Source organism: Inquilinus sp. OTU3971, from assembly GCF_038440215.1.
Genome location: NZ_JASATH010000212.1, coordinates 1 through 13,708 on the forward strand (window position 1 = coordinate 1; position 13,708 = coordinate 13,708).

A 13,708-nucleotide genomic window follows, 5' to 3' on the forward strand; every position below is an offset into this window, starting at 1 on the left:
CCCCCCCCCGGGCGGGGGGGGCCCCCCGCCCTTGCTACTGGCCGGTGCGGATGCGCGTCCAGGTGCGCGTGCGCAGCCGTTCATAGCTGGACGATGCTTCCTTGATCGCGAACAGCCGCGTCATCACGTCCTCCGGCGGGAACACGTTGGGGTTGTTGGCGATCTCGGGATCCATCAGCTCCTTGCTGCCTTTCACCGCGTTGGCGTAGCCGACATAGTCGTCGATGCCGGCCATCACCTTCGGGTCGAGGATGAAGTTGATGAAGGCGTAGGCTTCCTCCGGATGCGGCGCATCCTTTGGCATCGCCATCATGTCGAACCAGATCAGCGTCCCTTCCTTGGGGATGATGTAATCGATGTTGACACCGTTCTTCGCCTCCTCGGCCCGGGCCTTGGCGATGTTGACGTCGCCCGACCAGCCGATCGAGACGCAGACGTTTCCGCCGGCCAGATCGTTGATGTACTGCGAGGAGTGCACGTACTTGAGATACGGACGGAACTTCATCACCGCTTCCTCGGCGGCCTTGAGGTCCTCCGGCTTCTCGCTGTTCGGGTCGAGCTTCAGGTAGTTCATCGCCACCGGCAGGATGTCGGTCGCGCTGTCCAGGATGGTGATGCCGCAATCCGCCAGCTTCTTGGCGTTCTCCGGGTTGAACACCAGGTCCAGGCTGTCCAGCGGCACGTCGCCCAGGCGCTTCTTCACCTGGTCGACATTGTAGCCGATGCCGACCGTGCCCCACTGGTAGATGATGGCGTGCTTGTTGCCCGGGTCGGCAGTCTCGACCAGCTTCAGCAACTCGGGGTCGAGATTCTTCCAGTTCGGGATCTTGGACTTGTCGAGCTCGGCATAGACCCCGGCCTTGATCTGGCGCGACAGGAAGGGCTGGGCGGTGGGCACGACCAGGTCGTAGCCGGAATTGCCGGTCAGCAGCTTGGCTTCCAGCGCCTCGTTGCCGTCATAGGTGTCGTAGACGGTCTTGATGCCGGTGGCCGTGGTGAAGTCGGCCAGCGTGGTCTCGCCGATATAGTCCGACCAGTTGTAGATGTTGACGACCTTCTCCTGGGCCAGAGCCGGCACTGCCCCGGCGCACAGCGCGGCGGTCGCGAGAAGGCTTTGCACGAGACGCTTCATGTAACCATTCCCTGTCTGTGATCTGTTCGAGACCCGTCGAGCCGGCTCCCTTTGTGATTCAATGCAACTCGCCGCTGGGAAAACTGTCAATCGCGGCGACGGCGCAGTGCACAAACGGGCTCGAACCGTCCTCCCTGTGCCCTGCGTCCGTGACATTTGCAACCCCGTCCTCAACGAAGAAGGGCGGCCGGATTACAGCCGCCCTGCCCTTCACATCTTGCCGACGTCCCGCGCCGTGGCGTCGATCGCGATCTTCGCCCGCCGGACCAGCTCGTCGACCTCGTCGCGCGAGATCACCAGCGGCGGCGACAGCACCATGGCGTCGCGCACCCCGCGCATCACCAGATCATTGGCGAAGCAATGGTTGCGGCACTGGGTGCCGACCGCCCCGTAGTTCGGGAAGCGCTCGCGGGTGGCCTTGTCCTGGACCAGCTCGATCGCCGCGATCAGGCCGACCCCGCGCACCTCGCCGACGATCGGGTGGTCGGCGAAGGCCTCGCGCAGCCGGTCCTGGAAATACGGGCCGATATCGGTCCGGGTGCGGTCGACCAGCCTCTCCCGCTCCAGGATCCGGATGTTGGCCAGCGCCACGGCGCAGGCCACCGGATGACCGGAATAGGTGAAGCCATGGTAGAACTCGCCGCCCTCCTCGATCAGCGTCTCGGCCACCCGGTCGCCGACCATGACGGCGGACAGCGGCAGGTAGCCCGAGGTGATGCCCTTGGCCAGGGTCATCAGGTCCGGCTGGATGCCGAACAGGTCGGAGCCGAACCACTCGCCGGTGCGGCCGAAGCCGCAGATCACCTCGTCGGCGATCAGCAGCACGTCGTGCTCGCGGCAGATGCGCTGCAGCTCCGGGAAGTAGCTGGCGGGCGGGATGATGACGCCGCCGGCGCCCTGGATCGGCTCGGCGATCACCGCGGCGACGCTGTCGGCGCCGAGCTCCTTGATCCGGTCCTCGACCGCCTTGGCGGCCAGCTTGCCGAAGGCCTCCGGCTCCAGGTCGCCGCCATTGTCGTACCAGTAGGGCGCCATGACGTGGTGGAAGCCCGGGAACGGCAGGTCGGCCTGGCGGTGCATCGCCCCCATGCCGCACAGCGACACGGCCGCCATGGTCGAGCCGTGATAGCCGTATTGCCGGCCGATGATCGTCTTCTTGCGGTGCTTGCCCTTCAGGTCCCAATAGTGCCGGACCATGCGGACGATGGTGTCGTTCGCCTCCGACCCGCTGTTGGCATAGAAGACGCGGCTGAGGCCGGCGGGCGTGATCTCCGCCAGCTTGGCCGACAGCTCGGCCGCGGCCGGCGTCGTGGTCTTGAAGAAGGTGTTGTAGAAGGGCAGTTCGAGCATCTGCTCATGGGCGACGTCGGCCAGCTCCTTGCGGCCGTAGCCGACATTGACGCACCACAGCCCGGCCATGCCGTCGATCATCTGGCGGCCTTCGGAATCCCACAGCCAGACGCCCTCGGCGCGGGTGATGACGCGGCTACCCCCTTCCGAGGCGAGCGATTTGTAGTCGGTGAAAGGGTGCAGGTGATGGGCGGTGTCGAGCGCCTTCCACTCGGCGGTGGTACGGCTGGCGGCAAAACTGTTCATGACGCGACCTCGCGTGAATCCGGACAAAAATGCGGAAACCGGGCCGCCTCCCGCGGCGACCCGGTAGCAAAGTCAGGCGCGCGGCGGGTTATAGCCGATGCGGGCGCACAGCAGCATCAGCTGCTGCTTGCGCGATTGACGACTGCGGTGGGGCCGTGGCCGTGTCATGGTGCCGCAAGCATATCGCTGCTGGCGCGCGGCGTCACTAGCCGAGCGACTCGGCCCGCTAGCTGACCGGCGCGCTGCGGTCGAACACCGCCAGGATCGGGCCGACCCGGATGCCCCAGCCGACCGACAGACCGTCCGGCGCCGACAGGGCCGAGACCGAGCCGTCGAGATAGAGCGCGTTGCGGCAGCCCAGCGCGTCGCGGAACAGCCGGGCGAAGCTGCCGAAGCTGACCCCGTCGCGCGAGATGGCGAAGACCACGGTGTGGTCGTCGCGGATGCCGACGCCGTTGCGGGTCTTGCGCGACGGGCCGTCGTCGCTGAACAGCGGATGCAGAGCGCCGTCGACCACCAGCAGCGGGCCGGACTGGGTGGCGATGCCGGCGGCCGGGGCCTGGCGCAGAAAGGCCCCGGTCTCCAGGATGCCGGCGCGCTCGCCATCGGCATAGAAGACGCCGTTCGGCTTCATGAAGAAGTTGCCGTCGCCATCCGCATCGTTGGCCGGGTGCAGTTCACGCCCGCCGGAAACGAACAGGCCGACCGGCGACAGGTCCTCGTGGTACATGCCGGCGTTCATCGCCACCAGCGGCGGGTCGCCCGCCGCGGCCATCGCCCGCTTGAAGGCGTAGAGCGAGCCGTAGGGCCGGCCGTCGCCGCCCTGCCAGAACAGGCCGAGGCGATAGCGGCGCAGGTCGATCTCGCAGACGGTGTAGTCGACCGCCTCGAAGGACACCGGCCGGCACGGCTGGCCGGCAGCCCTGCCCTCCGGCGCCGCAAAGGAGGAAGACCCAGGCGCGGGCGTGAGCGGGGCCGCGGGCGCCGGTTCGGCGACCTCAGCGGGCTTGGGCGTGCTGACGGCCGCGCCGCAGGCGGCGGTCAGCAGCAGCGCGAGCACGGAGAAAAGTCTCGCCATGTGACGTCGATCATGGGGCCGTTGACATATCAGCTTCATACAGACCGCCTAGCCTGCCGCGCGTTTGCATCATTCATGCCGGGGGATTCGCACCAAATGATGACATGGCTTCGCCTCGGGCTGATCGGCCTGGTGGTGTCCGCCGCCGGGACCGCGCAGGCCGCCGACCCGCTGACGGGCAAGGAATACAAGGTCCTGCTCGATCCGGCAAAGTTCCAGGCGCAGCCGGTCGCCACGGCCAACAGCTTCCTGTCCGAGCTGCGGACGAAGCTGACCGCCGCCGGCTTCGACCGCACCGTCGACGGCAGCTTCGCCGTCGATAAGGTCCGCACCGTCCGCTACTACGATTCGCCGGGCACCTGCCGGCTGAACAACCTCGGCTACAGCTTCCGCGAGCGGGTCGAGGGCACCGAGCGCGAGATCAACCTGAAGTTCCGCTCCGACAGCCAGTCGACCGCGGCCAACACCGATGTCAGCGGCAGCGACGACGCCGCCGAGACCAAGCTGGAGGCGGATATCACCCCGCCGTTCAAATGGGTCTACTCGCATTCGACCACCGAGCCGCTCTCGGCGACCAAGAATCTGAACATCCTCGACGACGTCGTCGACCTGTTCCCGCCGACCAAGTCGCTGAACCTGCCGAAGCAGGAGGCGTTGAACATCGTCGGCGCCCTGTCGATCACCGAGCGCACCTATGACGGGCCGGAGAGCGACCTGGGCCAGCAGGACGCTGCGCTCGACCTGACGCTGTGGTATGCTAACGGGTCGTCGACCGTCGCCAGCGCCGAGGTGTCGTTCAAGGTCGAGGACACGGACGGCGACTTCACCGACAAGGTCGACCAGCGCTCGAAGCTGATGTTCGACACCATCCGCGGCATGACCGGCTGGGTGTCGACCAACCCGACCACCAAGACCCAGTGGGTCTACCAGTACCAGCCGAACTTCTGCAGCTGACCGGCGCGACGGGCTGGGCGAGCCTGCATCCGGCCCATTTCGTATCGAATTGTGCAATGCAGCAACGCTGAGACAATTCGCGACAATCCCCGATCCGCCCCGACACAGTTCTGAGACAACCGGCCCGCACTCTGCGCTTCAGGCCATAGGGAGCGAGAGGCATGGGGCGCCCGGTGATTCGGACGTTGGCGGGAGTTGTGGCGCTGGCCCTGGTCGGCGGGCTGGCCGGGCTGGGCTGGCAGGCGTCGCGGAGCACCGCGGCGACGACGGGCCAGGCGGCCGCGCGGCCGGTTCCCAGCGTGATCGTGTCGCCGCCGCTGCTGCGGCGGGTGGTCGACCAGCGGGAATATGCGGGCCGGTTCGAGCCGACCGCGAGCGTCGAGATCCGGGCCAGGGTCTCCGGCTACCTGCAGTCGATCGGCTTCGAGGACGGCCAGATCGTGCAGGCCGGCCAGACCCTGTTCACCATCGACCCCCGCCCGTACCATGCCGCGGTGGCCGAGGCCCAGGCCCAGCTGTCCAGCGCCCGGGCGCAGCGCGACCTGGCCGATCTGGAGCTGCGCCGGACGGAGCAGCTGGTCGGCACCTCCGCCGTCTCGCGCGCCACGCTGGACCAGCGCCGGCAGCAGAAGCAGGCGGCCGACGCCGCCTTCGAGCTGGCCCAGGCCGGGCTGACCCGGGCGCAGCTGGACCTCGACTTCACCGAGATCAAGGCGCCGATCAGCGGCCGCGTGTCGAACCGGCGGGTCGATGCCGGCAGCCTGGTGTCCGACACCGGCACGCTGCTGACCACCGTGGTCGCGCTCGACCCGATCTACTTCGTCTTCGACATGAGCGAGCGCGACTTCGTCGCCTATGAGCGGGCGGTGCAGTCGGGCGAGCTGCGGCCGATCCGCGACCGGGACGTGCCGATCGAGGCGCGGCTGCAGGATGACGACGGCTGGCCCTACCGGGGCACGATGAGCTTCGTCGACAACCGGCTGGAAAGCGGCGCCGGCACCATCCGCGCCCGTGCCGTGCTGGCCAATGCCGACCTGTTCATCACCCCCGGCCAGTTCGGCCGCCTGCGCCTGGCGTCGTCCGGCGAGCGCGACGCCCTGCTGGTGCCCGAGACGGCGCTGCTGACCGACCAGGCCAGCCGCATCGTGCTGACGGTCAATGACGACGACACGCTGCGCGCCACGCCGGTCCGGCTCGGCGCCCGCCTGCCGGGGGGCTTGCGCGTGGTCGAGAGCGGGCTGCGACCGGAGGACCGGGTGGTGATCAACGGCCTGCTGCGCGCCCGCGCCGGCCAGAAGGTGGTGCCGCAGCCCGGCGAGATCGCGCCGGCCGCCACCGCCATGGTCAACTGACGATGCGCCTGCCCCATCTCTGCATCGAGCGGCCGATCCTGGCGACCGTCCTCTCGGTCCTGATCGTCCTGATCGGCATCGCCGGTTACCTCACCCTGCCGCTGGCCCAGTACCCCGAGATCACGCCGCCCACCGTCGTCGTCCGCGCCCAGTATCCCGGCGCCTCGGCGGAGGTCGTGAGCAGCACCGTGGCGGTGCCGATCGAGCAGGAGATCAACGGCGTCGAGAACATGCTGTACATGTCCTCGCAGTCCACCGGCGACGGCCAGCTCAGCATCACGGTCACCTTCACGCTGGGCACCGACCTCGACGAGGCGCAGGTGCTGGTGCAGAACCGGGTGGCGGTGGCCGAGCCGCGGCTGCCGGAGGAGGTCCGCCGCCTCGGCGTGACGGTGCGGAAATCGTCGCCGGACATCCTGCTGGTGGTGCAGCTGTTCTCGCCGGACGGATCGCGCGCGCCGCTCTACCTCTCGAACTACGCGACGCTGCGGATCCGCGACGCGCTGCTGCGGGTCGAGGGCGTCGGCGACGTCCGCATGCCCACGGCCCGCGACTATGCCATCCAGGTCTGGCTGGATCCCGACGCGGTCGCCGCCCGCAACCTGACGGCCGGCGAGGTGCTGGCAGCGCTGCGGGCCCAGAACGTCCAGGTCGCGGCCGGCGTGGTGAACGAGCCGCCGGTGTCGTCCGACGGCGCCTTCGAATTGAATGTCGAGACGCTGGGGCGCCTGTCCGACCCCACCGAGTTCGACGACATCATCGTCAAGACCGACGCGGATGGCCGCGTCACCCGGATCCGCGACGTCGCCCGGGTCGAGCTGACGGCGCAGAGCTTCCGCGGCGGCGCCCTCTTCGACGGGCGAACCTCGCAGCCGATCCAGGTGTTCCAGCAGCCCGGCTCGAACGCGCTGGAGACGGCCGACCGCGTCGTCGCGGCGATGGCAGAGCTGGGCCGCAGCCTGCCGGCCGGGGTCGAATACGCCATCCCGTTCAACCCGACCCGGTTCATCGCCGAATCCGTCAGCGAGGTCTACAAGGCGATCCTCGAGGCGATCGCCCTGGTCGTGCTGGTGGTGATCCTGTTCCTGCACAGCTGGCGGGCGGCGATCATCCCGATCCTGGCGATCCCGATCTCGCTGATCGGCACCTTCGCCGTGATGGCCGGACTGGGCTATTCGCTGAACAACCTGTCGCTGCTCGGCCTGGTGCTGGCCATCGGCATCGTCGTCGACGACGCCATCGTGGTGGTCGAGAACGTGGAACGGCACCTGCGCGCCGGCCTGTCGCCGAAGGAAGCGGCGCACAGATCGATGGAGGAGATCAGCGGCGCGCTGATCGCCATCGCCCTCGTGCTGTGCGCGGTGTTCGTGCCGGCGGCGATGATGTCCGGCATCTCCGGCCGGTTCTTCCGCCAGTTCGCGGTGACCATCGCCGCGGCGACCGCGATCTCCGCCTTCGTGTCGCTGACGCTGAGCCCGGCGCTCTGCGCGCTGCTGCTGCGGCCGCAGGACGACCACGCCGCCAAGCCCCGCAACGTCCTGCTGCGCGGCCTGGCCGCCGGCGCCCGCGGCTTCAACGCCGGCTTCGACCGGCTGTCGCTCGGCTATGGCGGGCTGACCCGCCGGCTGCTGCGCATCGGCCTGCTGGTCCTCGCCGCCTATGCCGGGCTGCTGGGCCTGACCGGCTGGCAGTTCAGCCGGGTGCCGACCGGCTTCATCCCGGTGATGGACCAGGGCTATTTCCTGACCGCGGTGCAGCTGCCGCCCGGCGCCGCCCTGGCCCGCACCGATGCGGCGATGAAGGCCGTCTCCGACCGGCTGGACGCGACCCCGGGCGTGGCCCACACGGTCGCCATCGCCGGGCTGGACGGCGCCACCTTCACCAGCGCGTCGAACAGCGGCGTCGTCTTCGCCATCCTCGACCCCTACGAGGCGCGGGCGGGGCGCGGCCAGAGCGTCGACCGGGTCATCGCCGACCTGACCGCCCGCCTGGCCGACGTGCCGGAGGCGCGGGTGGTGCCGATCAAGCCGCCCTCGGTCCGCGGCATGGGCAACACCGGCGGCTTCAAGCTGATGGTCGAGGACCTGGCCGGCGGCACGCCGGAGGAGCTGGAGGCCGCCGTGCGCCAGGTCGTCGCCGCGGCCGGCCAGTCGCCCGAATTCGCCAATGTCTTCAGCCCATTCAACACGGCGACGCCGAAGCTGTACGCCGATATCGACCGGGTGAAGGCGGAGATGCTGGGCGTGCCCGCATCCCGTGTGTTCGAGACGCTCGAGATCTATCTCGGCTCGGCCTATGTGAACGACTTCAACCTGCTGGGCCGCACCTTCCAGGTCCGGGCCCAGGCCGATGCCCGATTCCGCCAGGACCCGTCGGCGCTGGAGGGGCTGAAGACCCGCAGCGACTCCGGCGCCATGGTGCCGATCGGGTCGGTCGCGACCTTCGAGGAGCGGGCCGGCGCCTACCGCATCCCGCGCTACAACCTGTACCCCGCGGCCGAGGTCCAAGGCGCCGCGGCGGCCGGCGTGTCGACCGGCACCGCGCTGGACCGGATGGAGCAGATCGCGGCCGAGACCCTGCCCGAAGGCTACGGCTTCGAATGGACCGAGGTGGCGCTGCAGGAGCGGCTGGCCGACACCAGCGCCCTGCTGGTCTTCGCGGCCTCGGCGATGTTCGTCTTCCTGCTGCTGGCCGCGCTGTATGAGAGCTGGACCCTGCCGCTGTCGGTGGTCCTGATCGTGCCGATGTGCCTGCTGGCGGCACTGACCGGCCTGCTGGCCGCCGCCATGGACGTCAACATCCTGGCGCAGATCGGCTTCGTGGTGCTGATCGGGCTGGCCGCCAAGAACGCCATCCTGATCGTCGAGTTCGCGCGCCAGGCCGAGGCCGCGGGCGCCGACCGGTTCGCGGCCGCGATCGAGGCGGCGCGGGTGCGGCTGCGGCCGATCGTGATGACCTCGCTGGCCTTCATTCTCGGCGTGGTGCCGCTGGTGCTGGCCACCGGCGCCGGGGCCGAGATGCGCCAGTCGCTCGGCGTGGTGGTGTTCTTCGGGATGATCGGCGTCACCGCCTTCGGCCTGATCTTCACCCCCGCCTTCTATGTCGCCTGCCGCGGAATGGAGCAGGCGGCCCGGCGCCTCTCCGGCCGCACCGCCGCCCCGTCCCCGTCGCTGCAGGAGGGCCATGAATGAGCACGGATGTGATCACCGCCGCCGCGCCCGAGGCCACCGGGCGCTACACCGCCACGGCGCAGTGGCTGCACTGGGTCTCGGCGGCGCTGATGCTGGCCGTCCTGATCCTGGCCTGGGTGATGGAAAGCCTGCCGAACGGCGACACTGTGCGCGCCACAATCGTCATGCTGCACAAATCGGTCGGGCTGACGATCCTGGCCCTGACCGCCGCGCGGCTGGTGTGGCGGGCGATCCATCCGCCGCCGCCCGCGGCGCGATGGGCGGCCTGGGAGTCCGCGGCGGCCATGGCGAGCCACTGGCTGTTGTACCTGGTCCTGCTGGCGATGCCGCTCAGCGGCTATCTGATGTCCGCCGGCCGCGGCCGCGCCATTCCGTATTTCGGCCTGTTCGAGGCGCCGCTGCTGACCCCGGCGACCGATGCGATCTGGCGGATCGGCAGCACCGTGCATGCGGTCGGGCAATGGGCGCTCTACGCCCTGGTCGTGCTCCATATTGCTGCGGCTGTCTGGCACGTCGCCGTCCGGCGGGACGGCACGCTGGACCGTATGCTGCCGGAGCAGACCGGCGGGTGACCCTGGATCTCAGGGGCCGTAGCGGCGCTGCGCCTCGATGGCCAGGCCGACGCCGACCGCGCCGAAGCTGTCCCCCTCCACCACCCGGGCGGCCGGCGCCTCGGCCAGCGCCGCTGCGCGGAAGGCCGGCAGCAGGGCCGAGCCGCCGGTCAGGAACACGGCGTCCAGCCGGTCCGGCGTGAGGCCGGCCGCCTGGATGCAGCGCCGGATCAGCGCCGACAGCCGGCCGACGGCGTCGCTGATGGCCGCATCCAGTACCGCACGGCCGGCGCGCAGCCCGAGCTTGGGCTCGACCAGGCGCAGATCGATCACGGTCGGGTCCTTGTCGCCGAGCGCGATCTTCGCCGCCTCGACCCGCAGCGCCAGGCTGTGGCCGAGATTGCCCTCCAGCACCCGCAGCAGCCGGTCGAATTTCTGCGGATCGCGCGATTCGCGCCGCACGTCGCGCACCTCCGCCACCACCTTGGGGGCGTAGAGGGCGTTGATCCGGCTCCACGTCGCCAGCATGTGGAAGTAGCGGCTGGGCGCCACCGCGCCCTGGCGCTTCATCTTCGTCCCCAGCCCGAGCGCCGGCATCACCGTGGTCAGGCTGAACAGCCGGTCGACATCGGTGCCGCCCAGCCGGATGCCGTCATTGGCCAGGATGTCGCCCGCCCGGTCCGGCAGCGCCTTGCGCTGCGGCCCCAGCCGGACGATCGAGATGTCGGAGGTGCCGCCGCCGATGTCGACGATCAGCGCCACCTCCTCCCGGTCCAGCCCGGCCTCGTAGGTGCGGGCGGCGGCGATCGGCTCGTATTCGAACGACACCTCGGCGAAGCCGGCCCCGCGCGCGATCCCCTGCAGCACGTCCTGGGCGGCGCGGTCGCCGGCCGCGTCGTCGTCGACGAAATGCACCGGCCGGCCATGCACCACCCGCTCCAGCGCATGGCCGCAGGCGGCCTCGGCCCGCGCCTTCATCTCGGCCAGGAAGATCGCGATCACCTGCTTGAAGCCGATCCGCTCGCGCCCGACCCAGGTGTCCTCCTCGATCAGCGGCGTGCCGAGCACCGACTTGATCGAGCGCATCAGCCGGCCGTCGAGGCTGTCGACATAGGAGTCGATGGCCGAGCGACCGAAGCGCGGGGCGCCGCCGACCAGGTCGAACCAGATGGCGCTGGGCAGCGCGGTTGCCGCACCCTCCAGCGGCAGCAGCCGCGCGCCCTGCGAATCGACGATGCCGAGGGTCGAATTCGAGGTGCCGAAATCCAGGCCGCAGACCGCCATCTCCGCCTCCGCCGCGCAACGCCGAAAAGCCCCGGGTCCGGTCGGACGGGGCTGGGAAAGGGCGGCGCTTTTAGCGCATGTGGGGAGCGAGGGGAAGAGGCTGCGGCGTCACGCCGTTGCGATGCCCGGCAGCCCGAACGCCTGCGCCACCAGCTCGTAGGACCGCAGCCGGGCGGCGTGGTCGTGGATCATGCTGGTGATCATCACCTCGCTGGCCACGGTCTCGCCGGCCAGCCGCTCGATCTCGGCCTTCACCGTCTCCGGCGTGCCGACGATCTGGTTGCGCCGCGAATTCTCGGCGACGCGCTTCTCCTCCGGCGTGTAGGGATAGGACAGCGCCTCCTCCGGGCTGGGCAGCACGCCCGCCCGATTGCTGCGCAGCCGTACCCAGGACAGCTGGTGCGGCGCCGCCAGCCGCTCGGCCTCCGCCGCGTCCTCGGCGCAGTAGACCGAGACGGTCAGGATCGAATGCGGCGCTTGCATCGCCGGCGAGGGCTGGAAGTTGGTCCGGTACAGATGCATCGCCGGCATCGTGTATTGCGGGCTGAAGTGGTGGGCGAAGGCGAAGCCGCACCCGATCCGGGCGGCGAAGCGCGCGCCGAACTCGCTGGAGCCGAGCATCCAGACCGGCGGCAGCGGCACGTCCTCCGGCACCGCATGGACCGCCCGGAAGGCGTGGTCGGCCGGGAAGGTGCCGTCGGCGAAGGCGCGCAGCTCGGCATACTGCTCCGGGAAGTCGTTGGCGATGACGGCTTCCTGCGACCGGCGCAGGGCCAGCGCCGTCAGCCCGTCCGAGCCCGGGGCGCGGCCGAGGCCGAGGTCGATCCGGCCGGGATGCAGCGATTCCAGCATCTTGAAGGCCTCGACCACCCGCAGCGGCGCGTGGTTGGGCAGCATCACCCCGCCGGAGCCGACGCGGATCCGCTGCGTCACCTGGGCGACATGGCCGATCAGCACCTCGGGCGCGGTCGAGGCCACGCCGGGGATCGAGTGGTGCTCGGCCACCCAGTAGCGGGTGAAGCCCAGCCGATCGGTCAGCCGGGCGAGATCGAGCGAGTTGCGGACGGCCTGCCCGGGCTGGGAGCCGGAGGCGATCGGCGCGAGGTCGAGGACCGAGAGCGGCAATGTCATCTCCTGAACTTTGGCGGCCGCGGCCCCGGTTCAAGGCACGAGGCGATCCGGCGCGGCTGCGCCGGCCGCATGGCGGTCATCCGCCGCGGATGCGCGATGGCTGTGGACAGGGGCGAGACTCGGGCATGGCGCGGAGTTCGGAATTCAATCTTTGCGGCCCCTCCGGCTAGGACAGCCGCCCTGGAACCGGAGGGCCGACAGAGATGAAGCCGGAACACACCCCGCGCCGCGCGATCATCCGCGACTGGATGGCGCTGCCGCCGGAGCAGCGGCGATCGGCGGAGCAGGCCGCCGCCTCTGCCGCGCGGTCGGCTGCGACACATAGCTTCCACTGCGTCGGTGACCGCCCGACCCGCATCCTGACCTGGCTGCGGCCCCGGATCGGCCGGCCGTAACCCAGGGCGTCAGATAGAGGCCCCTGCCCCGCGGCGCGCCGCCACGCCCGGCGCGACCGCGCAGAGCAGCTCGAACATCAGCGTCGCCCCGGTCACGGCGGTCAGGCCCGACGGGTCGAAGGGCGGCGCGACCTCGACCAGGTCGGCACCGACCAGATCCAGCCCGGCCAGGCGGCGCACCATGCGCTGCGCCTCGCGGGTGGTGATGCCGCCGATCTCCGGCGTGCCGGTGCCCGGCGCCATCGAGGGATCGATGGCGTCGATGTCGAAGGTTGCATAGGCTGGCCCGGCGCCGAGGATCTCCAGCGCCTCGTCCATCACGTCGTCGGGGCCGCGGCGGTCGAACTCCTCGATGAAGATCATGCGGATGCCGCAGGCCTTGGCGAAATCGTAGTTGCCGGCGTCGGAGATCGAGCCGCGCAGCCCGATCTGGACCAGCCGCTTCGGGTCGACCAGCCCCTCCTCGATCGCCCGGCGGAACGGCGTGCCGTGGTTGTAGGGATTGCCGAAGAAGCTGTCATACGTGTCGGAATGGGCGTCGAACTGGATCAGCCCGACCGGGTGGCCTGTGGCCAGTCCGCGCAGGATCGGCAGCGACATCAGATGGTCGCCGCCGGCCGAGACCGGCACCGCGCCGGCCTCGTGCAGATCGGCGTAGAAGCCGGCGATCGACTCCAGCGACTTCGCCAGGTTGATCGGGTCGACCGGCGCGTCGCCGCAATCCCCGACCCGCACCAGATCGTAGGGCGAGACGCCGGTGACGTGATGCACGCGGCGCATCAGGCTGGACTGGTTGCGCAGCTCGCGCGGGCCGTGCCGCGCCCCGGCGCGGTTGGTCACGCCGCCATCGAAGGGCACGCCGACCAGGGCGATGTCGACCTCGGCCGGCGTCGCCACCGGCAGGCGCATGAAGGTGGGGATGCCGGCGAAGCGCGGCACCTGGCCGGAATCCAGCGGCTCGAACTTGCCCACCATGGCCCCTCCCGATCATTCCCGCCCGCGCCGGCCCCCCGCCGGGGCGGGGGGCGGGGCGGCGCAGACGGT

At 70.1% G+C, this 13,708-nt stretch carries 11 protein-coding genes; 5 read left to right on the top strand and 6 right to left on the bottom strand.

Translation table 11 applies throughout. The features are described from left to right. Positions 1–34: 34 nt before the first annotated feature. From AAHM41_RS34235 to AAHM41_RS34245, 3 genes are all read right to left on the bottom strand, one after another. Positions 35–1,132, bottom strand: a complete 1,098-nt coding sequence (locus AAHM41_RS34235; protein WP_342241110.1) for a polyamine ABC transporter substrate-binding protein — start codon at positions 1,130–1,132, stop codon at positions 35–37. A 210-nt stretch (positions 1,133–1,342) separates the two neighbouring features. Next, complete coding sequence (locus AAHM41_RS34240; protein ID WP_342241111.1) at positions 1,343–2,728, bottom strand: aspartate aminotransferase family protein; 1,386 nt, start codon at positions 2,726–2,728, stop codon at positions 1,343–1,345. Positions 2,729–2,954: 226 nt separating this feature from the next. Then, positions 2,955–3,806, bottom strand: a complete 852-nt coding sequence (locus tag AAHM41_RS34245; protein WP_342241112.1) for a phosphodiester glycosidase family protein — start codon at positions 3,804–3,806, stop codon at positions 2,955–2,957. Positions 3,807–3,902: 96 nt separating this feature from the next. Here AAHM41_RS34245 and AAHM41_RS34250 point away from each other — a divergent pair, with 96 nt between their 5' ends. The 4 genes from AAHM41_RS34250 to AAHM41_RS34265 all read left to right on the top strand — a co-directional run bounded on the left by AAHM41_RS34250 (position 3,903) and on the right by AAHM41_RS34265 (position 9,875). Continuing rightward, positions 3,903–4,760 carry a hypothetical protein gene (locus AAHM41_RS34250; RefSeq protein ID WP_342241113.1) on the top strand — a complete coding sequence of 286 codons (858 nt, stop codon included), beginning with the start codon at positions 3,903–3,905 and terminating at the stop codon, positions 4,758–4,760. Positions 4,761–4,921: 161 nt separating this feature from the next. Then, positions 4,922–6,112: an efflux RND transporter periplasmic adaptor subunit gene (locus tag AAHM41_RS34255; RefSeq protein WP_342241114.1), complete on the top strand. Its 1,191-nt coding sequence runs from the start codon at positions 4,922–4,924 to the stop codon at positions 6,110–6,112. 2 nt (positions 6,113–6,114) lie between these two features. Next, entirely contained in the window at positions 6,115–9,303 is a 3,189-nt protein-coding gene (locus AAHM41_RS34260) for an efflux RND transporter permease subunit (protein WP_342241115.1), read from the top strand. Further along, positions 9,300–9,875 carry a cytochrome b gene (locus tag AAHM41_RS34265; RefSeq protein ID WP_342241116.1) on the top strand — a complete coding sequence of 192 codons (576 nt, stop codon included), beginning with the start codon at positions 9,300–9,302 and terminating at the stop codon, positions 9,873–9,875. The genes AAHM41_RS34260 and AAHM41_RS34265 overlap by 4 nt, the downstream gene beginning before the upstream one ends. A gap of 9 nt (positions 9,876–9,884) precedes the next feature. Here AAHM41_RS34265 and AAHM41_RS34270 read toward each other — a convergent pair whose 3' ends face one another. Together AAHM41_RS34270 and AAHM41_RS34275 are read right to left on the bottom strand one after the other, a co-directional pair. Beyond that, positions 9,885–11,138: an Hsp70 family protein gene (locus tag AAHM41_RS34270; RefSeq protein ID WP_342241117.1), complete on the bottom strand. Its 1,254-nt coding sequence runs from the start codon at positions 11,136–11,138 to the stop codon at positions 9,885–9,887. A 108-nt stretch (positions 11,139–11,246) separates the two neighbouring features. Continuing rightward, the gene (locus AAHM41_RS34275; protein ID WP_342241118.1) at positions 11,247–12,263 is read right to left on the bottom strand and encodes an LLM class flavin-dependent oxidoreductase; all 1,017 of its coding nucleotides are present in this window, start codon (positions 12,261–12,263) and stop codon (positions 11,247–11,249) included. Between the two features lie 209 nt (positions 12,264–12,472). Here AAHM41_RS34275 and AAHM41_RS34280 point away from each other — a divergent pair, with 209 nt between their 5' ends. Then, complete coding sequence (locus AAHM41_RS34280) at positions 12,473–12,664, top strand: hypothetical protein (protein ID WP_342241119.1); 192 nt, start codon at positions 12,473–12,475, stop codon at positions 12,662–12,664. Positions 12,665–12,673: 9 nt separating this feature from the next. Here the strand turns inward: AAHM41_RS34280 and speB are convergent, their stop codons facing one another. Continuing rightward, complete coding sequence (gene speB / locus AAHM41_RS34285) at positions 12,674–13,639, bottom strand: agmatinase (protein WP_342241120.1); 966 nt, start codon at positions 13,637–13,639, stop codon at positions 12,674–12,676. Between the last annotated feature and the right edge of the window lie 69 nt (positions 13,640–13,708).

Coding starts and splice junctions, on each gene's coding strand:
- AAHM41_RS34235 (WP_342241110.1), bottom strand. CDS start 1,132: ATGAAGCGTCTCGTGCAAAGCCTTCTCGCGACCGCCGCGCTGTGCGCC.
- AAHM41_RS34240 (WP_342241111.1), bottom strand. CDS start 2,728: ATGAACAGTTTTGCCGCCAGCCGTACCACCGCCGAGTGGAAGGCGCTC.
- AAHM41_RS34245 (WP_342241112.1), bottom strand. CDS start 3,806: ATGGCGAGACTTTTCTCCGTGCTCGCGCTGCTGCTGACCGCCGCCTGC.
- AAHM41_RS34250 (WP_342241113.1), top strand. CDS start 3,903: ATGATGACATGGCTTCGCCTCGGGCTGATCGGCCTGGTGGTGTCCGCC.
- AAHM41_RS34255 (WP_342241114.1), top strand. CDS start 4,922: ATGGGGCGCCCGGTGATTCGGACGTTGGCGGGAGTTGTGGCGCTGGCC.
- AAHM41_RS34260 (WP_342241115.1), top strand. CDS start 6,115: ATGCGCCTGCCCCATCTCTGCATCGAGCGGCCGATCCTGGCGACCGTC.
- AAHM41_RS34265 (WP_342241116.1), top strand. CDS start 9,300: ATGAGCACGGATGTGATCACCGCCGCCGCGCCCGAGGCCACCGGGCGC.
- AAHM41_RS34270 (WP_342241117.1), bottom strand. CDS start 11,138: ATGGCGGTCTGCGGCCTGGATTTCGGCACCTCGAATTCGACCCTCGGC.
- AAHM41_RS34280 (WP_342241119.1), top strand. CDS start 12,473: ATGAAGCCGGAACACACCCCGCGCCGCGCGATCATCCGCGACTGGATG.
- speB (WP_342241120.1), bottom strand. CDS start 13,639: ATGGTGGGCAAGTTCGAGCCGCTGGATTCCGGCCAGGTGCCGCGCTTC.